Source organism: Rhizobium etli CFN 42 (assembly GCF_000092045.1).
GTDB lineage: Bacteria > Pseudomonadota > Alphaproteobacteria > Rhizobiales > Rhizobiaceae > Rhizobium > Rhizobium etli.
Map to the genome: position 1 here is coordinate 441,961 of NC_007765.1, position 26,146 is coordinate 468,106.

General features: G+C 61.8%; 24 protein-coding genes. 3 read left to right on the forward strand and 21 right to left on the reverse strand.

From position 1 onward, the window contains the following. Position 1: 1 nt before the first annotated feature. From kduI to RHE_RS26130, 3 genes are all read right to left on the reverse strand, one after another. The gene (gene kduI / locus RHE_RS26125) at positions 2-838 is read right to left on the reverse strand and encodes a 5-dehydro-4-deoxy-D-glucuronate isomerase (RefSeq protein ID WP_011428253.1); all 837 of its coding nucleotides are present in this window, start codon (positions 836-838) and stop codon (positions 2-4) included. Positions 839-1,375: 537 nt separating this feature from the next. Then, positions 1,376-1,522 (reverse strand): DUF1127 domain-containing protein, encoded by a 147-nt coding sequence (locus RHE_RS32245; RefSeq protein WP_011428254.1) that lies wholly within the window; start codon positions 1,520-1,522, stop codon positions 1,376-1,378. A gap of 163 nt (positions 1,523-1,685) precedes the next feature. Then, positions 1,686-2,666 carry a 3'-5' exonuclease gene (locus RHE_RS26130; RefSeq protein ID WP_011428255.1) on the reverse strand — a complete coding sequence of 327 codons (981 nt, stop codon included), beginning with the start codon at positions 2,664-2,666 and terminating at the stop codon, positions 1,686-1,688. Positions 2,667-2,783: 117 nt separating this feature from the next. Here RHE_RS26130 and RHE_RS26135 point away from each other — a divergent pair, with 117 nt between their 5' ends. Next, on the forward strand, positions 2,784-4,052 hold the full coding sequence (locus RHE_RS26135) for a flavin monoamine oxidase family protein (protein WP_011428256.1): 1,269 nt from the start codon (positions 2,784-2,786) through the stop codon (positions 4,050-4,052). 225 nt (positions 4,053-4,277) lie between these two features. Continuing rightward, positions 4,278-5,309, forward strand: a complete 1,032-nt coding sequence (locus RHE_RS26140) for an aldo/keto reductase (RefSeq protein WP_011428257.1) — start codon at positions 4,278-4,280, stop codon at positions 5,307-5,309. Positions 5,310-5,442: 133 nt separating this feature from the next. Here RHE_RS26140 and RHE_RS26145 read toward each other — a convergent pair whose 3' ends face one another. Continuing rightward, a complete protein-coding gene (locus RHE_RS26145; protein ID WP_011428258.1) occupies positions 5,443-7,227 on the reverse strand; it encodes an APC family permease in 1,785 nt (594 codons plus the stop codon). Positions 7,228-7,475: 248 nt separating this feature from the next. Here RHE_RS26145 and RHE_RS26150 point away from each other — a divergent pair, with 248 nt between their 5' ends. Continuing rightward, positions 7,476-9,845: a DUF1989 domain-containing protein gene (locus RHE_RS26150; protein WP_011428259.1), complete on the forward strand. Its 2,370-nt coding sequence runs from the start codon at positions 7,476-7,478 to the stop codon at positions 9,843-9,845. A gap of 59 nt (positions 9,846-9,904) precedes the next feature. On the opposite strand, the gene minE is transcribed toward RHE_RS26150, so the two are convergent. From minE to RHE_RS26235, 17 genes are all read right to left on the reverse strand, one after another. Then, on the reverse strand, positions 9,905-10,165 hold the full coding sequence (gene minE / locus RHE_RS26155) for a cell division topological specificity factor MinE (protein ID WP_011428260.1): 261 nt from the start codon (positions 10,163-10,165) through the stop codon (positions 9,905-9,907). Further along, positions 10,162-10,977, reverse strand: a complete 816-nt coding sequence (minD, locus tag RHE_RS26160; RefSeq protein ID WP_011428261.1) for a septum site-determining protein MinD — start codon at positions 10,975-10,977, stop codon at positions 10,162-10,164. Before minD ends, minE begins: the two co-directional genes overlap by 4 nt. 31 nt (positions 10,978-11,008) lie before the next feature. Beyond that, positions 11,009-11,734 (reverse strand): septum site-determining protein MinC, encoded by a 726-nt coding sequence (gene minC, locus RHE_RS26165; protein ID WP_011428262.1) that lies wholly within the window; start codon positions 11,732-11,734, stop codon positions 11,009-11,011. A 210-nt stretch (positions 11,735-11,944) separates the two neighbouring features. Further along, positions 11,945-12,547, reverse strand: coding sequence for a methyl-accepting chemotaxis protein (locus RHE_RS34900; protein ID WP_011428263.1), 603 nt, complete (start codon positions 12,545-12,547; stop codon positions 11,945-11,947). Positions 12,548-12,726: 179 nt separating this feature from the next. Beyond that, entirely contained in the window at positions 12,727-14,064 is a 1,338-nt protein-coding gene (locus RHE_RS26175) for an NAD(P)-binding domain-containing protein (RefSeq protein ID WP_011428264.1), read from the reverse strand. A gap of 108 nt (positions 14,065-14,172) precedes the next feature. Then, entirely contained in the window at positions 14,173-15,213 is a 1,041-nt protein-coding gene (locus tag RHE_RS26180; protein WP_011428265.1) for a heme-dependent oxidative N-demethylase family protein, read from the reverse strand. A 24-nt stretch (positions 15,214-15,237) separates the two neighbouring features. Next, positions 15,238-16,203: a PDR/VanB family oxidoreductase gene (locus RHE_RS26185; RefSeq protein WP_042119908.1), complete on the reverse strand. Its 966-nt coding sequence runs from the start codon at positions 16,201-16,203 to the stop codon at positions 15,238-15,240. Continuing rightward, positions 16,200-16,805 carry a dimethylamine monooxygenase subunit DmmA family protein gene (locus RHE_RS26190; RefSeq protein WP_011428267.1) on the reverse strand — a complete coding sequence of 202 codons (606 nt, stop codon included), beginning with the start codon at positions 16,803-16,805 and terminating at the stop codon, positions 16,200-16,202. Before RHE_RS26190 ends, RHE_RS26185 begins: the two co-directional genes overlap by 4 nt. 11 nt (positions 16,806-16,816) lie before the next feature. Further along, entirely contained in the window at positions 16,817-17,950 is a 1,134-nt protein-coding gene (locus RHE_RS26195) for an aminomethyltransferase family protein (protein ID WP_042119910.1), read from the reverse strand. Positions 17,951-18,042: 92 nt separating this feature from the next. After that, a complete protein-coding gene (gene folD, locus RHE_RS26200; protein ID WP_011428269.1) occupies positions 18,043-18,942 on the reverse strand; it encodes a bifunctional methylenetetrahydrofolate dehydrogenase/methenyltetrahydrofolate cyclohydrolase FolD in 900 nt (299 codons plus the stop codon). Between the two features lie 3 nt (positions 18,943-18,945). Then, a complete protein-coding gene (gene purU / locus RHE_RS26205; RefSeq protein ID WP_011428270.1) occupies positions 18,946-19,830 on the reverse strand; it encodes a formyltetrahydrofolate deformylase in 885 nt (294 codons plus the stop codon). An 88-nt stretch (positions 19,831-19,918) separates the two neighbouring features. Then, on the reverse strand, positions 19,919-21,226 hold the full coding sequence (gene glnT / locus RHE_RS26210) for a type III glutamate--ammonia ligase (protein WP_011428271.1): 1,308 nt from the start codon (positions 21,224-21,226) through the stop codon (positions 19,919-19,921). 80 nt (positions 21,227-21,306) lie between these two features. Next, positions 21,307-22,635 carry an FMN-binding glutamate synthase family protein gene (locus tag RHE_RS26215; protein ID WP_011428272.1) on the reverse strand — a complete coding sequence of 443 codons (1,329 nt, stop codon included), beginning with the start codon at positions 22,633-22,635 and terminating at the stop codon, positions 21,307-21,309. 14 nt (positions 22,636-22,649) lie between these two features. Further along, on the reverse strand, positions 22,650-23,336 hold the full coding sequence (locus tag RHE_RS26220) for a GltB/FmdC/FwdC-like GXGXG domain-containing protein (protein WP_011428273.1): 687 nt from the start codon (positions 23,334-23,336) through the stop codon (positions 22,650-22,652). 56 nt (positions 23,337-23,392) lie between these two features. Continuing rightward, on the reverse strand, positions 23,393-24,298 hold the full coding sequence (locus RHE_RS26225; RefSeq protein WP_011428274.1) for a class II glutamine amidotransferase: 906 nt from the start codon (positions 24,296-24,298) through the stop codon (positions 23,393-23,395). An 89-nt stretch (positions 24,299-24,387) separates the two neighbouring features. Then, a complete protein-coding gene (locus RHE_RS26230) occupies positions 24,388-25,071 on the reverse strand; it encodes a helix-turn-helix domain-containing protein (RefSeq protein WP_020923233.1) in 684 nt (227 codons plus the stop codon). 79 nt (positions 25,072-25,150) lie between these two features. Further along, complete coding sequence (locus RHE_RS26235; RefSeq protein WP_042119911.1) at positions 25,151-26,122, reverse strand: GlxA family transcriptional regulator; 972 nt, start codon at positions 26,120-26,122, stop codon at positions 25,151-25,153. Between the last annotated feature and the right edge of the window lie 24 nt (positions 26,123-26,146).

Sequence of the window (26,146 nt, forward strand, 5' to 3'; positions counted from 1 at the left end):
GTTACCTCAGATCCGCAATGGCGATATGGTCCATGTCGGTGAAGCTCTTATTGTCGCCGGCCATCGCCCAGATGAAGCTGTAATTCTTCGTGCCGGCGCCCGAATGGATCGACCAGGGCGGCGAGATGACCGCCTGTTCGTTGGCGACCAACATGTGCCGGGTCTGCTGCGGCTCGCCCATGAAATGGAAGACACGCTGGTCGGCTTCGAGATCGAAATAGAGATAGGCTTCCATGCGCCGGTCATGCGTATGGGCCGGCATGGTGTTCCAAACGCTGCCAGGCTCGATCATGGTGAAGCCCAGGGTGAGCTGACAGGACTGGCAGACCTCCGGGTGGATGAACTGGAAAATCGAGCGCTTGTTGGCCGTCGCGGCTTCGCCCGGCGTCAGGTGGCGCGCCTTTTCGCGGGTGAGCAGCACGGTCGGGTGCGCTTGGTGCGCTGGCGTCGAGACCAGATAGAACTTCGCCGGATTGGCAGCATCCGCGCTCTCGAAGCGGATGTCCTTGACGCCCTTGCCGGCATAGAGGCAGTCATACTTGGCAAGGTCGTAGCTCATGCCGTCGACGATGATGCGGCCGGCGCCGCCGATGTTGAGGGCTCCGAGTTCACGTTCGGCGAGGAAAGTTTCCTGGCCGATCGCCGTCGGCGCCGTCAGTGTCAGCGCGGCACCGAGCGGCGTGGCGCCGCCGATAACCATCCGGTCGTAATGGGAATATGTCAGCCGGATCTCGCCGCCTGCGAAGACGGTCTCCACCAGAAAGTGACGCCGCAGCGTTTCGGTGTCGTATTCGCGCACGGCCTCGGGATGGGAGGCGTGCCTCACGTCGATCTGCATGTCAGTTTTCCTTCAGCTTCGTTGTCGTCACGCATCGTCGCTATGGCGCAAGCCGGCCCATCAGCCGTCTTCCGCTGTGGCGGTATCCGTCTGGTTACATAGTTGTACGACAAGTTTGGTGTCAACAAGTTTGTCCGGTACTCGCCTGAGCAGACGTGAGGCGATCGCGAGCGGCCGCGTTCGTCGCGCCCGCATATTCCTCGCCAAAACGAAAAAAGCCTGCCGCGGGAGGAGGTGCGGCAGGCTTTCGGAAAACCGAACGACAGCTGGGAGGAGGAGTGCGGTCGTTCCCGCAGACGTCCCTGGGAGGAGGATGGAGCGCCTGCATATCGAAGGATGCGGGAGGAGGTGCATCGCTTCGATGGAATAATCATACTTATTTTCTGCTCAGATGATAGGCATTTCTTTGCAGGGCAGCTATGCGTTATGTGAAAAGCGGGCAGCTCCGCCATCTGGCAGGCAAGTGCAAAAGCAAAACGCCCGCTCGGGAGGAAGCAGGCGCTGGGCAAGTCTCGAAAATGATGGTCTGTCTGGCCGTTACCGGGCGATTGCCGCGCGCGCAACGTTGCGGATGTCGCCGCGGCCGATGCCGAGGTCATCCAGTTCGCGCGTGGACATACGGCCCAGTTCAGCGACCGTCTGACGGTACTTGCGCCAATTGTTGAAAGAGCGTGCTACGTTCATGATGATCCCCTTTCCGTGGGCTTTCGAAGCCTAGCCGCCAGTCCTTGGCGCTTCGTTTGCTTCGATGCGCTTGATATAATGCGGGACTGGCGATTGTTGCAGCGCCAATGCATCACTGCACCTATGCGATATCTGCATGGGTTCTCACGGGCAGCAGCCGACGTCAGGCTTTGAAGCGATCGAAGGCCGTCAGCCGGACGAGCGGCGGATCGGCCTCCCTCCACCGATAGATTTCCGAACGCAGATAGGAAAGCTCGTCGCCGAGATCGTCTTCGCCGACTTCGATCCACCAGGATTTCAAGCGGCCGTCGCTTCCGTCCGACCAGCGGTAGCCCCTTGCCTTCAGGTGATCCTTCATCTCGAATGGGCTGTGTTCGGCAAAGATGCGGACGCGGCAGCGTTGGCTGGCCCGGTACAGCTCGGCGAAGGGGCTTTCACCGTCGCCTTGCTGTCGATCGAGGATCTCCAGGAGCGCGTGGCAGTCGTCCACCGCGCGGTGGCCTCCGTGGAAGTAACCGGCCTGGCCGACGAGATAACCGAGCTTCGTGCCCTCGAAACCGCGGGCGCTCCAGTCGATCTCCGAAACCGAGCACGCCCAGGCCTTGCCGGCGAAGATGGGCGAGAAGGCCTCGCAGAACGGCCGATCGAACCCGGCATTGTGGGCAATGATGAGATCCGCCGGTTCGATCAGGGCATTCAGCGACGGCATGTCGATGGTCTGTCCTTCGACCATGACGTCGGTAATCCCGGTCAGCCTGGTGATGTCGGGCGGGATCGGCCTGGACGGCTGCTGCAGGCCGCCATAGATGCCGACCACATCGCCGACTGCGCCGTCATCGTTGAAGGTGAAGGCGACCGCGCCGATTTCGATGATCTCGTCGCTGCGGTGATTGAGGCCTGTCGTCTCGGTATCGAGAATGACGCCGAACCGCGAAAAACCCGGCCGTCTCGCTGCCGCGACCGGCCGGGCGGCGAGTTTCCGCAGGATGCGGTAATTGCCGCTCTCCTCAAGCGCGCGCGCCATGTCTTCGTCGGAGCGGACCGCCGGCGGTGACGGCCGCCGACGCGAAGGGCCACGTGCCTCGGCCATTGCAGGCGATGCCTTGGCAAACATGTCGAGTTGCGAATCTCTGTGCACGCTCATCGAACTTGTATGTCACGGAGGCGCAGGCGAATCCATCGCCCGCGGCGCGCTATGCCCAGCCCTTGCGTTTAACGGACAAGAAAGTTTAGCTGAGCGGCAGCGGCTGAAGGAGAATACATGCCTCGTGACCACATCAGGGACGCTGACGAAGACGTCGTCATTATCGGCGCCGGCGCTGCCGGTATTGCCGCTGCCCGCCGCCTGCTGGCAATCCGTCCCGGTCTTTCCGTCCTCATGCTCGAAGCCGGCGACCGTCTCGGTGGGAGGGCCTGGACGGTTGGGCTGCCTGAAACTGGCGATCTGGGTTTCGATCTCGGATGCGGCTGGCTGCACGGGGCGCGGACCAATGCCTGGACGGCGATTGCCGGTGAGGTCGGACTGACGGTCGACCGCTCGCCGGCGCCCTGGAACGGCGGGCGGCGGCTTCGGCGGGACGATGCGGAGATCGAGCGCGCGCAGCAGGCGATCGGCGCCTATTTTGAACGCCTCGAAAGCCATGAAGGCAACGATACCGACTTGGCAGCAAAGCTCCAGCCCGACAGTCGCTGGAACGGCCAGATCCGGGCGATCGGCACTTACATCACCGGCGCCGAATTGGAGCGCTCGTCGATCGCCGACTACAACAGATATGATCCCGGCGCCGGTCCCGACTGGCGTGTGCGGCAGGGCTACGGAACATTGATCGCGCTCTATGGCGCGCCGGTCCGGACAACGCTCGGCGTCGAAGCAAGGCGCGTCGATCACCGCCATTCCGGCCGTATCAGCATCGAGACAAGCCAGGGAATGATCAGCGCCCGAACTGTGCTCGTCACCGTTTCGACGAATGTGCTTGCCGCCGGCAGGATCGCCTTCGACCCTCCCCTGCCCGACAAGATCGAAGCGGCAACTCGCTTGCCGCTGGGGCTTGCCGATAAGCTCTTTCTCAGCCTCACCGATCCGGAGGCGCTGCCGGCGGATACGCATATGCTCGGCTCGACCAGTCGCGGTGCGACCGGCACGTATCAGTTGCGGCCGTTCGGCGCTCCCGTCGTGGAGGCTTATTTTGCCGGCGATCTCGCGCATGATCTGGAGCTGGCGGGAGCAAAGGCTGCCTTTTCGTTCGCCGCGGATGAGCTGGCGGCACAATTCGGCACGGACATCCGCAAGCAGTTGTCCGTGGCGGCGATCTCGGCATGGGCCGCGACGCCTCACATCGGCGGTTCCTATTCTTATGCGGAACCCGGCGCCTCCGATCTGCGCGGCGTCCTCGCCGAACCGCATGACGAGCGGATTTTCTTTGCCGGCGAAGCCTGTTCGCGCTCGCGTTATTCGACGGCGCATGGCGCCTACGAGACCGGTGTTGCCGCTGCCGACCGGATCGCCGGCTCGTCGTCGAGAAATCTATAACGGCTGCCGGTCGTGACGGCAGGCGGGAATATTTTTTCCCACTTGTAGCACGGACGGGATTGGTTATTCTGACCTCGCCCCCGCGCTACCTTAGCCCGGGGCGCTGTACCTCATCCAGCGGCAGAGGCCGCTTCAAGCACGATATTGTCATTGATTGCAGGAGCCCCGGCTTCTACCCCGACGATTTTGCGCGTCGGCCGCGGGTATCCGCATGAGGAGGAAGACATGGATTATCGCAAGCTCGGTCTGAGCGGGACTGTCGTCACTGCCTATTGCCTCGGCACCATGACCTTTGGCGCGGAGGCCGACGAAGCGGCTTCGCACAAGCTGCTCGACGATTATTTCGCATGGGGCGGCAATTTCATCGATACCGCCGACGTCTACAGCGCCGGCAAGTCGGAAGAGATCATTGGACGCTGGCTGAAGGCGCGCCCGACCGAGGCCCGCCAGGCGATCGTCGCCACAAAGGGGCGGTTTCCGATGGGCAACGGCCCTAACGATATCGGCCTGTCGCGCCGGCATCTCGGCCAGGCGCTTGATGATTCGCTCCGCCGCCTCGGCCTCGAACAGATCGACCTCTATCAGATGCATGCCTGGGACGCGCTGACGCCGATCGAGGAGACGCTGCGCTTCCTCGACGACGCGGTTTCATCAGGCAAGATCGGCTATTACGGCTTCTCCAACTATGTCGGCTGGCATATCGCCAAGGCGTCCGAGATCGCCAAGGCGCGCGGTTATACCCGTCCGGTGACGCTGCAGCCGCAATACAGCCTTCTCGCGCGCGACATCGAGCTCGAAATCGTCGCCGCCTGCCAGGATGCCGGCATGGGCCTGCTGCCCTGGTCGCCGCTCGGCGGCGGCTGGCTGACAGGCAAGTACAAGCGCGACGAGATGCCGACCGGCGCCACCCGCCTCGGCGAGAACCCCAATCGCGGCAGCGAATCCTATGCGCCGCGCAATGCGCAGGAACGCACCTGGGCGATCATCGCGACCGTCGAGGAGATCGCCAAAGCCCGCGGCGTCAGCATGGCGCAGGTGGCGCTCGCCTGGACGGCGGCGCAGCCGGCCGTAACTTCCGTCATTCTCGGCGCCCGCACGTCCGAACAGCTGGCCGACAATCTCGGTGCCATGAAGCTCGCGCTCTCCGGCGAGGAGATGGCCAAGCTCAATGAGGTCAGCGCCCCCCAACCCATGGACTATCCCTACGGCAAGGGCGGCATCAATCAGCGCCACCGCAAGATCGAGGGCGGCCGCTGAGCCTTCGGCCTGGATTTGCAGCGACACCGTCCGCTTCCTGCCGAAGCGGACGGATCATTCTCCGATGTCCGGCAACATCAATGCAAAAAAGCCGCCATGTTTCTATGGCGACTCTTCGGCCTTGGGAGGCTATTTAGGCCGGGAGCTGGAAGAACCAGTTGGCGATCAGAACGATTGCCAGGCCGCCGACTAGTGCAAGATAAGGGAGCATGCCGGCTTTCCTGATGCCGAGATCCTGGCCGATGAGACCGAGATCCTCCATCGCGCCTGCCGGGAACTTGCCGCCGTCGCGCACATAGTGGCGATAGGCGAAAACCGGCAGGATCAGGGCTGCGAAGATGAACCCGACCCAGAGTGCATTGGAGTAACCCCAGACCTTGGCGCCGGCGCCGAGAAAGAGCGCATTGACGAAAGCGAGCACGGTGTTGAGGCCGATCAGCCAGCTCGGCGCCTTCCAGGGGCGTTCAATATGGCCGGAATCTATTCGGTGGATCCAGCCGGAATTGAGGTTCAGGAAGTTGAAGATGATGTAGCCGACATTCGAGACGGCAAGCACGAAGAAATAGCCGCCGGCATCCGAAGCGATCGCCAGAAGGAAGAGGTTAAAGGCGAAGTCGGTCCACATGGCCCGCGTCGGGGCTCCGTGCTCATTGGCGTGGTCGAGATATTTCGGCAGCCAGCCGTCCTTCGAGCCCTGATAGAGCGTGCGCGAGGAGCCGGCCATCGCCGTCATGATGGCGAGGAAGAGCGCCATGATCATGAGGATGACGAGCAATTGGGTGATGACCCGGCCGGCGCTGATCAGGCCGCCGAGCGCTTCGGCAACGCCAGTGCCGTCGACAATGCCGGGGGCGAGCATACCGGCATGGCCGAGAACGCCCTGGAAAGCGAAGGGGACGAGGAAGAAGAACAGGCAGCAGGCCAGGCCGGAATAGAAGATCGCCTTGAAGGTGTCGGTCTTCGGGTTCTTCAGTTCCCGGGTGTAGCAGACGGCCGTCTCGAAGCCGTAGGTCGACCAGGCGGCGATATAGAGGCCGCCGAGAAACAGCGTCCAGCCGCCGTTGCTCCAGGTGCCGTCAGAGGCAGTATAGGCGGCCGTCGGCGGCAGGAGGCCGGTGACGTTGGCGGCGACGACCTGGCCGCTGATGATCGGATAGAGGCCGATGATCAGCAGCGGGACCAGCACGATGATCGCCAGCCATTTCTGCACGCTCGCCGTTTCCGAGATGCCGCGATGCTGGATCGCGAAGATGATCAGCATCAGGACGCCGCCGATGAAAAAGGTGGCGTTGATGTTGGCGGTGGCGAGGTAGGGAATGCTGAAGCTTGCGAGCGACCAGCTGCGGATCGCCGGCGTCAATGCGGCGACGCCATCGGCGCCGAGCAGCGCCTTGACGGCGTCATCAGGCGTGGTGCCGGCATGGGCTGCGATATATTCGGCGACGCGGGGGCTGTCAGCCGTAACGGATGCGGCATGCGCGGCGATCCAGTCGAGGACCATTTGCGAATCGGCCGCCGGAATCGGGAAGAATGCATTGAGAATGTAGCCGGCGGCGATGGCGCAGCCGAGCGAAAGCACCGGCGACCAGGCAAACCAGTTGCACCAGACCGAGAGCGGCGCGATGAACTTCGAATAGCGCAGCCAGGCGGTGGCGCCGTAGACGGAGGCCCCGCCGGATTTATTGCCGAACATGCCGGCGATCTCGGCATAGGTGAAGGATTGCAGGAAACCCATTACCATCGAGATGATCCAGACGACGAAGGCGAGCTTGCCCGTCGTGCCTGCGATGCCGCCAATCGAGAAGAGAACGAGCGGCGGCACGCCGGCGGCCACCCAGAACGCGCCCTTCCAGTCGAGTGCGCGTATAAGCTTACCTTCGGTGCCGGGCGCAATTCCGGCCTCCACAATATCTGTCATCGGTGAAATTCCCCATTCGATTGTTCCGGACGTATCTCTGTACGTCTCCCTGAACGTGTCTCCCTGACAGTCTCAAGCCCGACCGGATGATTTTGGCGATCCGCGCTCCCGACGGATTCTCCGAGTCTGAACTCTTGATGCATAGTGAAGATATTTTCTTTTTAGTCAACATCACTTTACTTTCCACAGGCATTTTGTAACCTGTGTGGGCTTATGCCGAGCGGCATGCCGATCCCCCTGAGGGTAGAATGCAAGAACTTCATCCTGTCATGCCAGGCCCCCGAACGGTCATTCCGAGCCTCGTCCATTATCCCGGTATTCCGGCCCTGCCGGAGGGCACTGAACGCTACCGGGCAAAGGGCGGCGGATCGGTCGTCGTGCGCGTCGAGGCGGGCGACCACGTGAGCGTCATCGACAGCGAAGGGGGGCAGATCTGCGAGCTCTCCCTCCTTGACGAAAAAGGTCGCTTCCAGGCAGCCGGTCTCGGAACGGCATTCAGCAATTCAGCGGATGGTTTGAAGACCATTCTTCAGGCAGCGGATGAGAGTGCTGCCCGTACGCGCGCGGCACTTCAGCGGCGAGGCGCCGATCTCGCAGCGGCCGGAGCGCTCCGCGTCTTTGGGGCGGGATCGACGCCGGGCAGCCGGGCGGAGTTCACGATTGCCATGAAGGGTCTGCTGATCGTCGCGGCACCCGCCGGGGCCATGTCGCCGGAGGCGCAGGACACGGCGACGCCGATCGAGATCCGGATTAAGCGAAGCCTGCTGATTCGCGACTATGCCTCCGCGCTGCCGGAACCGGCGGCCGATCCGATCGAGGATATCCGCATCCGGGCGGCGAGCGCCGCCGCCTATTTCGTGCGCGCCGGCGAATTCATCCAGATCATCGACGTCTATGGGCGCCAGTGCACCGATTTCCAGGCCTTTGCCGCCCGCAAGGTCGATAAGGGCCTCGATCTCGCGCTCGATTCGACCGTCACCCGCACGCTGCTCGGCCGCAGCTATCCCACGCCCGGCCTGCCGTCCAAGGCTTTCGACCGCGACTTCGAGCCGCTGGTCGAGATCGTCCAGGATACCGTCGGCCGCCACGACGCTTTCGCGACGGCCTGCAATTCGCGCTATTATGACGACATGGGTTATCCCGGCCACGTCAATTGCACGGACAATTTCAACGCGGCGCTGGCGCCTTACGGCATTGCCGGGCGCAAGGGCTGGGAAGCGCTGAATTATTTCTACAACACCAATATCGATCACAACAACCAGCTCTATCTCGACGAGCCCTGGTCGCGTCCCGGCGATTACGTGCTGATGCGCGCGCTGACCGATCTCGTTTGCGTCTCGTCGTCCTGTCCTGACGATATCGATGCGGCGAACGGCTGGGATCCGACGGATATCCATGTCCGCACCTTTTCCGGAAAAGAGAAATTCTCACGAGCGGTAGCCTATCGCATGACCCCAGATGCAGAAGCCGAACTGACGCGCGAAACCGCCTTCCATCCTCGCCTTTCGGCGTTGACGCGAGATTATACGGAATATCGCGGCTACTGGCTGCCGAACCGCTTCTCATCCGAAGGCCCGGTCGAGGAATACTGGGCCTGCCGCGAGCGCGCCGCCATCATTGATCTCTCCCCCTTGCGAAAGTTCGAAGTGACGGGTCCGGACGCCGAGGAACTGCTGCAATACTGCCTGACGCGCGACGTGCGCAAACTCTCGACCGGCCAGGTCGTCTATTCCGCGATGTGCTACGAAAATGGCGGCATGATGGATGACGGCACGCTCTTCAGGCTCGGCGACAAGAACTTCCGCTGGATCGGCGGCGATGATTTCAGCGGCATATGGCTGCGTCAGCAGGCCGAGAAGAAGGGCTTCAAGGCGTGGGTTCGATCATCGACCGACCAATTGCACAATATCGCGCTGCAAGGCCCCAGGAGCCGCGATATCCTGAAGGGGATCATCTGGACGGCGCCGCGCCAGCCCGCGATCGGCGAACTCGAATGGTTCCGCTTCACCGTTGGTCGCATGGGCGGATTCGAGGGCGCCCCGGTGGTGATCTCGCGCACGGGCTATACCGGCGAGCTCGGCTACGAGATCTTCTGTCATCCGAAGGATGCGCTGACGGTGTTCGATGCCGTGTGGGAGGCAGGCCAACCGCACGGGCTGAAGCCGATGGGGCTGGAGGCGCTCGACATGGTCCGCATCGAGGCGGGCCTGATCTTCGCCCATCACGAATTCACCGACCAGACGGATCCGTTCGAGGCCGGCATCGGCTTCACCGTGCCGCTGAAATCCAAGCAGGACGATTTCATCGGCCGCGAAGCGCTGATCCGGCGCAAGGAACATCCGCGCCATCTGCTCGTCGGCCTTGATATCAAGGCCAACGAGTCGGTCGGCCATGGTGACTGCATCCACATCGGCCGCGCCCAGGTCGGCGTCGTCACCAGCGCCACCCGCTCGCCTGTTCTCGGCAAGACGATCGCGCTTGCCCGCATCGACGTAACGCATGCTAGCCCGGGCACTGAGGTTGAGATCGGCAAGCTGGACGGCCACCAGAAGCGCCTGCCGGCGACGATCGTGCCGCTTTCGCATTACGATCCGCAGAAGACGCGGCCGCGCTCGTAACCCATTTCGCGTTCAGGAGACGACGATCGGTTCCGTCCGTCGTCTCCCGGATATTGCCCTCAAGCGGCCTGTACCGCTGCGTTCAGCGGGATTTCGACGTCGATCTCCAGAGTGGAGACAAACTCGTTGCGGTCGATCGTCACCTGCACCTTGTCGTGGTCAAGCTCGACATGCTTTGCGATCACCGCAAGGATTTCCTCGCGCAGCAGCGAAACAAGGTCCGATCCTGCCGATGAGCGTTCGTGCGCAAGGAGCACCTGCAAGCGTTCGCGGGCGGCGGGTGCCGTTCTCTGCTTGTTGAAAAGACGGAAGATATTCATGCTGCCCTCCGTCCGAAGATCTTGCCGAAAAGATTGCGCTTTTCCTCGGGGATCGTGACCGGCAAGGTTTCGCCGGCGAGCCGGCGAGCGGCATCGAAATAAGCCATCGCAGCCGCGCTGCGGCTTTCCGCCAGCGTGACCGGCGCACCGATGTTGGAGGCGCGCAGCACATCCATGCTCTCAGGCACGATGCCGAGGAGCGGGATGGAGAGGATTTCCAGGACGTCGTCGACCTTCAGCATGTCACCGCGTTCGGCGCGGTTGGCGTCGTAACGGGTGAGCAGCAGGTGCTTTTCCATCCGCTCGCCGCGTTCGGCCTTGGCGGTCTTGGCATCGAGCAGGCCGATGATACGGTCGGAATCACGGACCGACGAAACTTCCGGGTTGGTGACGACGACGGCAACGTCGGCATGGCGCATGGCAAGTGTCGCGCCGCGCTCGATTCCGGCGGGGCTGTCGCAGATGATCCAGTCGAAATAGCGCTTCAGATCGTTGATGACGCGCTCGACGCCCTCGGCCGTCAGATTGTCCTTGTCGCGGGTTTGAGAGGCCGGCAGCAGGAACAGCGTCTCCAGCCGCTTGTCGCGGATCAGCGCCTGGGTGAGCTTGGCATCCCCCTGGATGACGTTGATCAGGTCGTAGACGACCCTGCGCTCTGCGCCCATCACGAGGTCGAGATTGCGCAAGCCGACGTCGAAATCGACCACGACGACCTTTTCATTGCGTTGCGCCAGCGCCGCTCCCAAAGCGGCGGTCGAGGTCGTCTTTCCGACCCCGCCCTTGCCTGACGTGACGACGATCACTTTCCCCATTTCTCTCTCCTTTGCCGTGGCCGCAGCCGGGTCAGATCAGTTTTTCCGCCATGATCGCGTCCTCTTCGAGCCAGAGCTGAACAGCCTGTCCGCGAAGATTGGGGGCCATGTCTTCCGCCATTTTGTAGATGCCGTCGATCGCCACCAGCTCGGCTTCGAGCTTGCGGCAAAAGATCCGCGCCGATGCGTTGCCGATGGAGCCTGCCATGGCCCGGCCGCGCAACGCGCCGTAGATGTGGACGGAGCCGCCGGCGATGACCTCGGCGCCCGAGGCAACAGCTCCGATCACGGTGACGTCGCCTTCCGGAAAAATCACCGACTGCCCCGAGCGCACCGGTTCCCTGATGACGATGGATTGCGTCGTCATTGCCGGGCGGGTCTCGGTCGCTGCCGGCTTGGCCACCGGATCGGCAGGCTCATTCGGCTGAACCTCGATGTCGGAGGCGGAGCGGCCGCCTTTCAGCGCCGGAGGCATGCCCGCGCCCAGGATCGACGGGCGCGCGCCCTCGATCCCCATGATGCTGACATTGCGCTTGGCAAGTTCGGCGATGAGGTCCTTCAACTGCGGCCGGTCGATTTGCAGATCCGTCAAATCGAGCACGACAGGCCGTCCGAGGAAAAAGCCGGCCGAGCGGGCAGCCAGATCGTCCAGCCTGGCCAACCAATCATCGATCGGAAGGTCCGGGGACAGCATGACCGCCAGGAAAGAGCGGCCCTTGATGCGGATAGAGCGAGCGTCTGTTAGCACTTTGGTCATCTATGTGAAGAAATCGTTGACCATGTCTACCGCCGGTATGGTTAACAAAAGGTTAACGCGGCCCTAACATTCCCTATAACGGCACGACGTTTTTCGCGGCCGGGATAATGCCAAGTTGTTGGAAATACAGAGCGATAAGAAGACGCCCCGCACAGTTAACGGTGCGACTTTCATCGCAAGCCGCAAATTCAACCGTCGCTTGGGCAACGCTCAGCCTTGCGCCTTGCGTTGGGCGTCGGAAATGGCGCGTGCGGCCTCTTCCGACGAGTTGGCGAGCGTGCGCATCTCGGCGGCAAGCACGGCAAAGCCTGACCCAGCGGTGCCGGCACGCGCCGCCTCGATGCCGGCGTTGACGGCGAGCAGCTTGAGGTAACGCAGCGACTGCAGGATCTCGTTGGTCTTCGAGGCGGTGACGCGCATGTCGGCGGTCTGTTCGTCGATTCGCTGATAGAGCGATTCGATATTGATGATGCTGCCTTCGAGATAGAGAAGTTCAGCGTTCTCGTCCCAGATTCCGCCACCGGTCTCGGTCGCCCAGATGAGATGGCCCCCGGCGTGGCGGATGCGGTATTCCATCGTCCAGTCCGTCCGCTGCTCGAGCGCCCGCCCGACCACCTCGTCCATCAAGGGCACGTCTTCCTCGTACATGATCGAGGTGAAAGTCCGTGTCCTGTTGCCGATGATTTCGTCGGCAGGGTAACCGAAGATGCGCTCGATGCCGTTGGTCATCTCAAGCATCGTGTAGTTTTCGTCGGCGCGGCAGCGGTAAAGAAAACCGCTCATGCGCCCGAGAATGCTTGTTTGAAAATCCATGAGGGCCTCGCTCGAAAGGAGGAATTGCGAATTGGATTACTCACTTCACTTTAAACGTTGGAAGGAGCCGCAGCGAACGGCTCTCTTCCTGCCATGCGGGGCCGCAGCACTTTGAATCTGCCGCATGACTTTATCCGGAAATCGATTCGGATTTAATAAATTATGCGGCATCCCCGCCATCAGTTGCGCAGATATTCCTCCATGGAATCGTCGAGCGCCTCGACCCACGGCGTATGATGCTTCGGCGACATGTTGCCGGTCATCAGCGACCGGTAGGCATGATCGCGGAAGCCCATGATGTTGTGGGCCTTGTGATGTTCCCATTCCATGAAGGTCCGGTTGGTGCCTTCGATGTCGAAGGAAGGATAATCGGTCTCGGCGAGCAGTTCCTTCACATAGTCACCCTGATACCAGATCATCTGCTCGGCATCCTCGAGCGTCTCCTCGCGGGCGCGCCACATGTCGAAATTCGCCTTCAGTTCCTCTTCCGGCGGCAGGGTGATGCGGCCCATCATCACGTCGCGCGCCCACCAGGCCTGCACGTCGAACATGTTGAAGGTATAGAACTGGTCCTGCATGCCGATATAGAAGAGCTGCGGGTTCTTGTCGAAGATTACGCCCTTGTAGAGGCTGTCGGCCCACAGGCGGTTGGCGGTCTTCAGCCGGAGATCGTCGGGCAGGAAGGGGAAATGGTGCTGGTATCCGGTACATAGGATCAAGGCGTCGACTTCCTTGCTCGAATCGTCGAGGAAATGCGCGGTGCGGTTTTCGAGCCTGGTCAGCAGCGGCCGTTCTTCGAAATTCTCCGGCCACTTGAAGCCCATCGGCTTTGAACGGTAGCTCGTCGTCACCGATTTCGCGCCGTATTTCCAGCACTGCGAACCGATGTCTTCGGCCGAATAGCTGCGGCCGACGATCAAGATGTCCTTGCCCTTGAACTCGAGAGCGTCGCGGAAATCATGGGCGTGCAGGACGCGGCCGTTGAAGGTCTTCACACCTTCAAAATAGGGCACGTTCGGGGTCGAGAAGTGGCCTGATGCAACGACGACATAGTCGAATTCCTCGTCATACATCCGGTCTTCGATGCGGTTATGCGCCGTCACCGTGAATTTCTTCATGGCCTCATCGAAGCGGACCATCCGCACTGGCGTGCTGAAGCGCACCCAGTGGCGGACATTCGCTTTCTCGACGCGGCCCTTGATATAGTCCCAGAGCACGGCGCGCGGCGGGTAGGAGGCAATCGGTTTGCCGAAATGCTCCTCGAAGGAATAATCGGCGAATTCGAGGCATTCCTTCGGACCGTTCGACCAGAGATAGCGATACATGCTTCCATGGACGGGCTCGCCATATTCGTCGAGGCCGGTTCGCCAGGTATAGTTCCAGAGCCCGCCCCAGTCCGACTGCTTTTCGAAGCAGACGATCTCCGGGATTTCGGCGCCCTTCTGGGCAGCCGATTGAAAGGCGCGCAGCTGCGCAAGCCCGGAAGGACCGGCACCGATCACGGCTACTCTTGTCATGAAGCATTCCCCTCTTGATTATATGGCATTGTGTGCCGGATAACTCCTCGACCTAAAATCGAAGAAGGCCAGGATTATGCAGAAATTCAAACTGTTACGGCATTTCTCTCAGTCCGGATAAATGCCGGGGCTGGTCGGAGCCCCGTCGTCATATTTCGAAAGCCAGTCGATTGTCGTCTCGCGGTAACGGGTGAGTCCCTTGTAGTCGATGAGTTCCGGCGGCAGCGTCTTCAGCACGCGCGGGAAGCGCCGCGCCCATTTCGGCACGGTGACGAGCTCTTCCATGTTCATCAGGTAGCAGCGTATGACGAAAAGGATGGCGTTCGAGCGCGGCAGGCGCCAGAGGCTTTGCAGCTCGACTCGCAGATGCACTTTCTCGCCGACATTCTCCGGCGTCACCGTCGTACGGTCGGGGCCCCATTTGTGATAATTCTCCGGGCTGGTGTCGAGCCGCGGATTGATCGTCATCGTCCAGTTGAAGCGCCGTGTCGGCTTGCCCTGCTGCAGGTTCAAAAGGAATTTCAGCGCCCGGTCGAAGACACCGATCTGATGGGCGAGCGGCACCGGCCCGTGCCATTCCATGAAGTTCATGCCGATGTCGAAATCGAGCGACCAATCGGCTTGCGTCGTCACCATGCCGGCATCCATCCACAAATTGCCGTCGCGCTGGTCGACGATGCAGAAATCACCCTGGGCCTGGCGGGTGATATATTCGAAGGGTTCATAGGGCAGCGTCGAGGCATCGCCGAAGGTGAAGCTGTCGTCGATGCCGAGCGGCCGGTTGATCCAGCGCCATTGGTCACCGTTGCGGATCAGGGTGAAATGCTCGGGGTAACCCGCCGCCTGCTCTTCCATCAGCAGTTCGAGCGTGTCCCATTGGGCGCTCATCATGTGCGGCAGCGCCTGATAGCGCAGCGGATCTTCCTTCAGCACCAGCGCTCGATCCTGCATCTCGGCGACGTAATGCTCGTCGACATCGATCAGGTTTTCGTAGACGGTTCCCGCCCGGCCGCGCACATGCGGTTCCATGTTGACCGAATACATGTATTCGTCGCGATCGAAGGGAAACGGGAAACGACGGATATTGCCAGGGCTGTTCCGGTAGCTGAAATCGTCCCGGAATGTTTCTTGCTTGAAGGCGATTGCCATGTCCGGTCTCCTTTTTTGATGCCGTCAGAGATCAAGATGAAGCGTGTTTCCCTCGAAGCGGGAAACACAGATCATCACCTTGCTGCCGGATGCCTTTTCTTCGCTTGTCAGATAGACGTCGTTGTGCAGCAGTTTGCCATCGCAGACGGCGACCGCCGTTTCGCATTGACCGCAGGCGCCGCCGCGACAGAGGAAGGGGGCGTCGACGCCGGCCGCCTCGATCGCCTCCAGCATGCTTTCGTGATGGCCGACCTTCACGGTCTTGCCGGAGCGTAGAAGCTCGATCGTGAAGGGCTTCCCGGGCAAAGAGGAAAGAAACCGTTCCGAATGCAGGTTCTGCTCTGGCCAGCCGGCATCGAGCCCCGCTTTCATCACGCCGTCGATCATGCCGGAGGGGCCGCAGACATAAAGATGCGTGCCGAGCGGCTGGCAGTCGAGCAGACGCGACAGCGGGATGGCACCGCCTTCGGCGTCGCAATAGATCTTGATGCGATGCGGGCCATAGCGCTCCAGGAGTTCCCGCCAGTAGGCGCCGCGGTCGCGCGTTCGAATGGCGTAATGCAGCTCGAAGGCGGCGCCTCCGCGGGAAAACTGCTCCATCATCGCAATGAAAGGGGTAATGCCGATGCCACCGGCGATCAGAACATGCTTGCGCCCGCGCCAGTCGGGCTGGAAGAGGTTGACGGGATAACTGACCTTCAGCTCGTCGCCTTCGCTGACCTTCTCATGCATGAAGGTGGAGCCGCCGCGTGAATCCTCGACATGCAGCACGCTGATTTCGTAGGCCGCGCAATCATGCGGGGGAGACATCAGCGAGTAGGCATTGCGGCGCATATGGCCGCCATCGTTCATCGAGACGATGATATGCGCGCCGCCTGAAAAATACGGCATCGGCTTGCCATCCAGGCGCTCGAAGCGGAAACGCTTGACGCGCTCGGCGATCGGAGTGATCCGCGCTACGCGCACGGGAATTTCAGTACCGCCGCTCAAAGGAACAACTCCTCTGGCCCAGGCGCGCTGCCGGGCTCTTCCGCGTCGATGTTGACGCCCTGGAAGGCGGCGAGCCGCCGCGAATAGTGATCACGGACGAGAAGCGTCAGCCCGCAATGGCTGCAGGCGAAGGGGCTGGCGGTGACGTCGTCAGTGATACCCTTGCAATGGACGCATTGCACCCGCCTGGCCAGCGAGCCCCGATGCTCGGTGATGATGGAGGCGTGGTCCATGCCGTAGTCAAGCGCCACGAGCATCGCCTGGCCGATGAAGCCCTCCGTGCCGGAGATATAAAGCCGAGTGCCCATGTGAGCCGTCGCGAGCGAGCCCTTCAACCGGAAGAGAAGCGTTGCGATCGTCGGCGCCGTGAAGAACATGTCGGAGCCGAGCCGGCGCAGGGACTCATCTAGGCCGGAGCCTTGAGAACCGCGGGCGACATAGAGGATCTCACTGCGGGAAAGAGCCGTTTCGTCAAGCGCGGGCTGCTGATCCAGGAGAGCCCTGGCGCCCTCCCCCTCGAGTGCGAAAATGTGCCGCCGGGCGCGCGGCTGGATGGTCAGGCCCTTATAGACTGGTCGGCTCTTGATGCCTGCAACGAGCATTGGCGTGCTCCTTAACCTACGGCAGTCCTCTTCTTCTTTTCCGGGTCGTCGAAGGGAAGCGTATGGGCGGTGGCGCTTGCCTTGACGGTCTTGCCGCGGACTTCGAGTTTCGTCCCGTGCACCGCCTTGTCAACGTCGAGGCGGGCGATCGCCATGGATTTCTTCGTCAGTGAGGAATAGCTTGGGCAGGTGATGACCCCGACCTTTTTGCCGTCGGCAAAGACCTCGTCGCCGAGATCGGCCGGTCCGTCGGCGTCGATCAGCATGCCGAAGATCTTGAAGCGCTCCTTGCCCTCGAGACGGGCATGTTCCTCGGCGCCGCGGAAGCCCGTCTTGCCGGGGCTGACGGTGAAGTCGAGGCCGAGTTCCCAGAGACTGTCGCCGGGCGGCTGGTCGGCGAAGGGATACATTTGCGAATTGTCGTAGGGGTAGAACAGCAGATAGCTTTCGACGCGCAGCATGTCGAGGACCGAGAAGCAGCAGGGGATGATGCCCATCTCCTTGCCTTCCTCGACGATCCTGTCCCAAACCATCACGGCGTCCTGGCCGCGCACGAAGATCTCGTAGCCGCGCTCGCCGGTATAGCCGGTGCGCGAAATCATCACGGGCGCGCCGAATAGCGTCGTCTGCATGTGGTGAAAATATTTGAGGTCGCGGATGCCAGGCACATATTTGGCGAGGTAATCGACTGCAAGCGGCCCCTGCAGCGACAGGTCGTGCAGGTCGTCGTCGAACAGCACGGCGCAATTGCGGCCCGCCGCCTGCTTGACGACTTCCTCGTGGCCGGAGCCGGAGCCATGCACGAGCATCCAGGAATTCGGGCCGGTGCGATAGACGATGCAATCGTCGGTGAAGTGGCCGCGGTCGTTCAGCATGGTCGCGTAGACCGAGCGGCCGGGATAGATCTTCGTCAGGTCGCGGGTGGTGATGTAGTCGAGGACAGCGATGGCGTGCGGGCCGACCAGGTGCACCTTCTTAAGGCCGGAAACATCCATGATGCCGGCCTTGGTGCGGACTGCGACATGCTCTTCCGACATGTCCTTCTCGTAGGTCCAGGCGGTTCCCATACCGCTCCAGTCTTCGAGCTTCGATCCCAGAGCGCGATGCCGATCCGCCAAGGCGGAGAAACGCCATGATAGAGCCATTTCCGTTCCCTCTTATTTCCTGTACGGAATAATTGTTTCCTGACTATATAAATCTTTCACGTCATGGCAAGGCCCGCCAGACGGCATTCCACTCAAAACTTCGGCGGCACCTGGCCTGCGGCGCGATGGGCGGCGATGACAGTATTGGCCATCAGCATGGCGATGGTCATCGGCCCGACACCGCCGGGCACCGGCGTGATGGTGCCGGCAATCTCGGAGACTTCCCGGAAGGCGACGTCGCCGACCAGCCGGGTCTTGCCCTCGCCCTTCTCAGGAGCCGGCACCCGATTGATGCCGACATCGATCACGGTCGCGCCGGGCTTGACCCAATCGGCCTTGACCATCTCCGGCCGGCCGACGGCGGCGACCAGAATATCGGCGTTGCGGCAGACTTCGGCGAGATTCTTGGTTCTGGAGTGCGCGATCGTCACCGTCGCATTGGCGTTGAGAAGCAATTGCGCCATCGGCTTGCCGAACAGATTGGAACGGCCGATGACGACGGCGTTGAGGCCGGAGAGATCCTCGCCATGGGTGCGGCGAACGAAGACCATGGCGCCGGCCGGCGTGCAGGAGACCAGACCGGTCTTCAGGTCGCCGGTGGCGAGCTTGCCGGCATTGACGACGCTCAGGCCGTCGACATCCTTTTCCGGCAGGATCGACTGGATGATCGGCTCGCTGTCGAGCGGCTTTGGCAAGGGCAATTGCACCAGGATGCCGTGGATCGACGGATCGGCGTTGAGCGTGGCGACGAGGCCTGCCAGTTCCTCCTGCGTCGTCTCGGCCGGCAGCGTGTGCTGCACAGACTTGAAACCGCATTCCTTCGCCATGCGGCTCTTGGAGCCGACATAGGCGTGGCTTGCCGGATCGTCGCCGACGATGATGACCGCAAGGCCGGTGGTGACGCCGCTCACCATTTCCAGCGCTGCCGTCGCACTCTTGACCGTCTGAATGACCGATGCAGCTATAAGCTTGCCGTCGATGACCTCGACCATCTCTCACCCCATACGTTCGGAGGCGTAGCTCCCGGGGCTCGCCGGGAAGACGACGGTGCGGTTGCCGTTGATGAAGGTGCGGTGATGGATATGGGCGTGGATGGCCCGCGCCAGCACCTGGCTTTCGACATCGCGGCCGATCGAGACATAGTCCTCGGGCGACTGCGCATGGGTGATGCGGGCGGTGTCCTGCTCGATGATCGGGCCTTCATCGAGATCGGCTGTGACGTAATGGGCGGTCGCACCGATCAGCTTGACGCCGCGCTGATAGGCCTGCTTGTAGGGATTGGCGCCCTTGAAGGACGGCAGGAAGGAGTGGTGGATGTTGATGATCCTGCCCGACATCTGCTTGCAGAGCTGGTCGGAGAGAACCTGCATGTAGCGGGCGAGCACGATCAGCTCGGTGCCGGTCTGCTCGACGAGGTCGACGAGCTGGGCTTCGGCCTGCGGCTTGTTCTCCTTGGTCACCTTGATGTGGTGGAAGGGGATGTCGTGGTTGACGACGACCTTCTGGTAGTCGAAATGGTTGGAGACGACGCCGACGATGTCGATCGGCAGCGCGCCGATCTTCCAGCGGTAGAGCAGGTCGTTGAGGCAATGGCCGAAACGCGACACCATCAGCAGCACCTTCATGCGGCTCTCGCTGTCGTGGAAATCATAGTCCATCTCGAACGGCGCGGCGACGGCAGCAAAATCGGCGCTGATCGCGGAACCGGACAGGCCCTCTTCCGAAATGAAGCTGACGCGCATGAAGAACCTGCCGGTATCGAGGTCGTCGAACTGCGAGCTGTCGATGATGTTGCAGCCCTTGTCGGCCAGATAGCTCGAAATCGCCGCAACGATGCCGCGCGTCGATTTGCAGGATACGGTGAGTATGAAGCTCTTCATGCTGTCTCTTCCTTCGCCCTTTCAGGTATAAGAGTCCGGCCATGCCGAGCTGTCCAACCCGGCATGGCAAAGACGTCGGTCCGGCTGCTCAGATATCGAGCGTGCTGTCGCGTTCCCACTGGGTGAAATGCGAGCAGTAGGCATTCCATTCCAGGTGCTTGAGCTTGAGATAGGCGGAGGAAAACTCAGCCCCGATTGCCGCCTTCAAGCCTTCGTCGGCATCAAAGGCGCGCAGTGCATCGAGCAGGTTGAGTGGCAGGCGCGGCGCGTCCTTCACCAGGTGCCCCTCAGCATACATATCGATATCGTAATGCTGGCCGGGGTCTGCCTGGCTGCGGATGCCCTCGAGGCCGGCTGCGATGATGATCGCCTGCAAGAGGTATGGATTGACCGCGCCGTCCGGCAGGCGCAGCTCGAAGCGCCCAGGCCCCGGCACGCGCACCATGTGAGTGCGGTTGTTGCCCGTCCATGTCACGGTGTTGGGCGACCAGGTGGCACCCGAGGTGGTGCGCGGCGCGTTGATGCGCTTGTAGGAATTGACCGTCGGATTGGTGATCGCGGCCAGCGCGGGGGCGTGCTTCATGATGCCGCCGAGAAAGGTTTTCCCCTGAGCCGAGAGCCCAAAGGCCATTTCCTTGTCCGCGAAGGCGTTTACCCTGCCATCGACGTCCCAGACCGAGATGTGCGCATGGCAACCGTTTCCGGTCAGGCCCTTGAAGGGCTTCGGCATGAAGGTAGCGCGAAGGCCGTGCTTTTCGGCGACCGACTTGACCATGAATTTGAAGAAGGAGTGCTTGTCGGCGGTCTTCAGGACATCGTCATATTCCCAGTTCATCTCGAACTGGCCGTTCGCATCCTCGTGATCGTTCTGATAGGGCTTCCAGCCGAGCTCCAGCATATAGTCGCAGATCTCGGCGATGACATCATACCGACGCATCACGGCCTGCTGGTCGTAGCAAGGCTTCTCGGCGGTATCGAACTGGTCTGAAATCACCGAACCGTCAGCAGAGATGAGAAAGAATTCGGGCTCCACGCCGGTCTTCACCCGGAGCCCTTCCTTCGCAGCTTCAGCCACCAGTCTTTTCAGCACGACACGCGGCGCCTGTTCGACAGGCCGATCGTCCATGACGCAGTCGGCGGCGACCCATGCGACGTCTTTCTTCCAGGGCAATTGGATGACGGAGGAAGCATCGGGAACCGCAAACAAGTCGGGATGGGCCGGCGTCAGATCGAGCCACGTTGCAAAGCCTGCAAAGCCGGCGCCGTCCTTCTGCATGTCGGCGATGGCTTCTGCCGGGACCAGCTTGGCGCGTTGGCCGCCGAACAGGTCGGTATAGCTGATCATGAAATATTTGATGCTCTTGTCTCTCGCAAAAGCAGCAAGGTCCAGTGTCATTCTCGTTCCCCTTTGGATTTCTTCGAGACACTTTGGTTATGGATATGAGACGGCCGGGACATGTGCCCGGCCGGTAGAAATCAAAAGCCTCCCTTGCCGGGGATCCAGTTGGTGCCGGCGAGCGGCACCTGCGCCATAGCCGATGCCTCGATCGTCAGTGCGACGAGGTCTTCCGGCTCGAGGTTGTGCAGGTGGTTTTTGCCGCAGGCGCGCGCGATGGTCTGGGCTTCGAGCGTCATGACCTTGAGGTAGTTGGCAAGGCGGCGGCCGGCCGCAACCGGGTCGAGGCGTTTTGCCAGCTCCGGGTCCTGGGTGGTGATGCCCGCCGGATCCTTGCCTTCATGCCAGTCGTCATAGGCGCCGGCTGTCGTGCCGAGCTTCTGATATTCCTCTTCCCAGCGGGGATCGTTGTCGCCGATAGCGACGAGCGCCGCCGTGCCGATTGCGACAGCGTCGGCTCCGAGCGCCAGCGCCTTCGCCACGTCAGCGCCCGAGCGGATGCCGCCCGAGATGATCAGCTGCACCTTTCGGTGCATGCCGAGATCCTGCAGCGCCTGGACGGCCGGACGAATGCAGGCGAGTGTCGGCATGCCGACATTCTCGATAAAGACATCCTGCGTCGCCGCCGTGCCGCCCTGCATGCCGTCGAGCACGACGACGTCGGCGCCGGCCTTCACGGCAAGCGCGGTGTCGTAATACGGGCGCGCGCCGCCGACCTTGACGTAGATCGGCTTTTCCCAGTCAGTGATCTCGCGCAGTTCCATGATCTTGATTTCCAGATCGTCGGGGCCTGTCCAGTCGGGATGGCGGCAGGCCGAGCGCTGGTCGATGCCCTTCGGCAGATTGCGCATATTGGCGACGCGGTCGGAGATCTTCTGGCCGAGCAGCATGCCGCCGCCACCGGGCTTAGCGCCCTGGCCGACCACGACTTCGATCGCGTCGGCGCGGCGCAAGTCCCTAGGATTCATGCCGTAGCGGGAAGGCAGATACTGGTAGACCAGCGTCTGCGAATGGCCGCGTTCCTCATCCGTCATGCCGCCGTCGCCTGTCGTCGTCGACGTGCCGGCGATCGTTGCACCCCGGCCGAGCGCTTCCTTGGCGTTGCCGGACAGCGCACCGAAGCTCATGCCGGCAATGGTGATTGGGGTCTTCAGCGTGATCGGCTTCTTGGCGAAGCGCGAGCCGAGCACCACTGTCGTATCGCACTTCTCGCGGTAGCCTTCGAGCGGATAGCGCGAGATGGAGGCGCCGAGAAACAGCAGATCGTCGAAATGCGGAACCTTACGCTTGGTGCCGGCGCCGCGGATGTCATAGATGCCCGTGGCCGCCGCGCGGCGGATTTCGGCGAGCGTATAGTCGTCGAAAGTCGCGGACTTGCGTGGCGGGGTATAGGGGTTGTGATAGCTCATGGGTGTCCCTCGCCTCAGTACGCATCTGCGTTGTCAATGTTGAAATTGTAGAGCTTGCGGGCCGAGCCGTAGCGCTTGAATTCTTCGGGCCTGACGTCCGTGACGCCGGCCTTTTCAAGCAGCTCGGCAAGCTTTTCCAGATGCTCCGGCCGCATCTCTTTCTCGATGCAATCGGAGCCGAGGCTCTTCACCTCACCGCGGACGAACAGCTTGGCTTCGTAGAGCGAATCCCCGAGCGCATCGCCAGCGTCGCCAAGGACGACGAGATGGCCGGACTGGCCCATGAAGGCCGACATGTGGCCGATGCTGCCATGAACGACGATGTCAATGCCTTTCATCGAAATGCCGCAGCGCGAAGCGGCATTGCCCTTGATGACGAGCAGGCCACCCCGGCCGGTCGCGCCGGCATACTGGCTGGCGTCGCCCTCGATGACGACGGTGCCGGACATCATGTTTTCGGCAACGCCCGGACCGGCGGACCCATGAACCGTGACCCTGCCGCCGTCATTCATGCCGGCGCAGTAGTATCCGACCGATCCTCGGACGGAGACCGTGACGGGGCTGTCGATGCCGACAGCGACGGCATGGCTGCCGCGCGGGTTGATGACCTCGAATTCAGTGTCGTTGGCACCTTTGGAGAGAGCGTGTAGCGCGCGGTTCAGTTCGCGAAGAGGCGTGTTGGATAGATCGAATGTCGGCATTGAATCCTCATTGGTCCGGGAGACGGTCCGCGCCGCCTCTTGGCTTTCAGCGCGCCTCAGGCGGCCTTGTCGTGATCCCAGAAGTAGACAGTTGCCGGCTCCGGCTCCCAGACGCGGGCATTCTCGATGCCGGGAAGATTGACCAGCGCGCGGTATTCCGAACCGAAGGCGACATATTGCTCGGTCTCGGCCATGACGGCGGGTTTGCAGGCGATCGGGTCGCGCACCACGCCGAAGCCGGATTTGGTGCCGACGACAAAGGTGAAGAAGCCGTCGAGGTCGTCGAGCGCGCCGGTCAGAGCCTGGCCGAGATCCTTGCCCTTCGCCATTTCGGCTGTCAGATAGGCGGCGGCGACTTCGGAATCGTTCTGCGTCTCGAAGGTCATGCCTTCTCGCACCAGTTCGCGGCGCAGGTTGTTGTGGTTAGACAGCGAGCCATTGTGCACGAGGCACTGGTCGGCGCCGGTCGAGAATGGATGGGCGCCGAGGGTGGTGACGGCGGATTCCGTCGCCATGCGGGTATGGCCGATGCCGTGGGTTCCGCTCATTGCGCGGACGCCGAACCGCGCAACGACGTCTTTTGGGAGACCGATTTCCTTGTAGATTTCGACGCTTTCACCTGAGCCCATAAGGCGGACTGCCGGGCGAATCCGTTCGAGCGCGTCGCGCACTGCTCCAAGCTTGGAGGCATCAAGCTCAATGACCGCGTGCGTGCTCTTGATCCACACATGGGCTTTGATGCCGGCTTCCTCGAGGTCAGCGGCTAAGCCTTCGAAGTCCGCGCCTGGATTGCTGGACTGGATGGTGATTTTCGCCTTGCCCTCGGCAGAGCCGCCGTAGATCGCGATGCCGGCCGAGTCCGGTCCGCGATCCGTCATGGTGATCAGCATATCCGAGAGCAGGTTTCCGAGCTGAGGCTCAAGGCTCTTGTCCTTGAGGAACAATCCAACAATGCCGCACATAGGCTGTGCCTCCTTTCATGTTGAGAAAGGACTAGCAGGTCTATGTAAGGACTTCAACTGCCAGGAATAAATTTTTCTTCTAAGGCAAGTCAGCTTCGCGAGCTCTGTTGAGGATAGCTGATGATCGAGAGGTACTTGCTCGGCAGTTTTACCAGTTGCTCCGGCCCATGCGGCGCATCGGCGTCGAAGAACAGGCTGTCGCCCGGCTGCATCTGGAAAAGCTGGTCGCCGTGGCGGTAGATGACCTCGCCTTCAAGCATGTAGAGAAACTCCATGCCCTCATGCTGAAAGGTCGGGAAAACATCGGAATCGGCCGTCAGCGTGATCAGATAGGGCTCGACGATGACGCCGCTGGTGTTGTTGTCGATATGGCCGAGCAGATTATATTGGTGACCCGCGCGCGTGCCGCGCCGCTCGAGTTCGACGCCCTGCCCTGCCTTGACGAAGACGGCATTGCGCGGCTCCTCGTAGCGGCGAAAAAAGGCTGTCAACGGAACGCCGAGCGCCCGCGACAGCGATTGCAGCGTCGTCAGCGATGGCGAGATGTTGCCATTCTCGATCTTCGATAACATGCCGAGCGAAATGCCGGTGGCGGCCGCCAGATCGGTGACCGTGATGCCGAGTTTTTTGCGGTAGGCGCGCACCTCATGGCCGATCGCCATTTCGAGGTTGTTTTCCTTCGGCTCCCGGACAGCGTGCGGATCCTGCGAAAAAGGAGCGCGTCCGCCATGCGCCGGTTCCGGTTGCTTCTCCGCTTCCTGTTTGGATTTCATAGATTTTCCGCTGCCGCCTTCTTTTTTGTCCGAGGCAATCCTATCGTGGTAGTGAAATTTCCTCAACCTTGAAGAAAGCTTAGTCTCGCCGCGCCTCACTCGGAGCCGTGCCGTAGACGGATCGGAACATGCGGGAAAAATGGCTCGGACTGGAAAAACCGGTGGCGACCGCGATTTCCGAGATGGAAAGCGGGCTCTGCTTCAGCAGGCGTTGGCCATGCTGAAGCCTGATCCGGTGATACTGATCGAGAAAGGTCGTGCCGAGATGGGTTGAAAAGAGCCTGTCGAGGTGCCGCGGGGTGACACCAGCGATGCGCGCCATGGCGGCGCGGCCGAGCGGCATCTCGATCGTCTCTTCCATTCGCTCGAGAACGCTGAGAAGGCCGGGATGATGGACGCCGTAGCGCTCGGCGAGCGACGCGCGCTGCGGCGCGGCGGGCTCGTTGACTTCGGTGTGGAGATACCAATCGCTGACGCGGCGGGCGAAATCCGATCCCATGCGCTCGGCGATCAGCACATGCATCATATCGAGCGGCGCAATGCCGCCGCCGCAGGTGATGCGGTTGCCGTCGATCACGAAGCGCGCCTGGCGCGGCGTGAGATCTGGGAAGGATTCCAGAAGGGCAGCGGCATGCTCCCAATGGATGGTGAAGTCGCGGCCGGCAAGCAGACCGGCGGCGGCCATCAGATAGGGTCCGCCCGATATGCCGCCGATCCTGACACCTTCGCGTGACAATTGCCTCAGGCAGGCAAGCGCGCCCGGATATCGCCAGTTGCGCGGCGAGCCGCCGGCGCAGACGAAGACCGTGCCGAGGCCTGCCCCCCTTACGGGAAGAGATTCAGCCGGCACGGTGACGCCGGAGGAGGAAAGAGCCGGCGCACCGTCGGGCGAGAAGATCGACAGGCGATAGATCTCGCGCCCCGCCAGAAGGTTTGCCGCCCTGAGCGGCTCGGTCGCCGAGGCATAGGACATCAGAGCGAATTCCGGAATCAGGATGAAGCCGATCTCCTGGACACTTCTGCTATCGGGCCTAGTTTCCGCTGAGGACATGTCTCTTTTCTAATCATTGAAGTC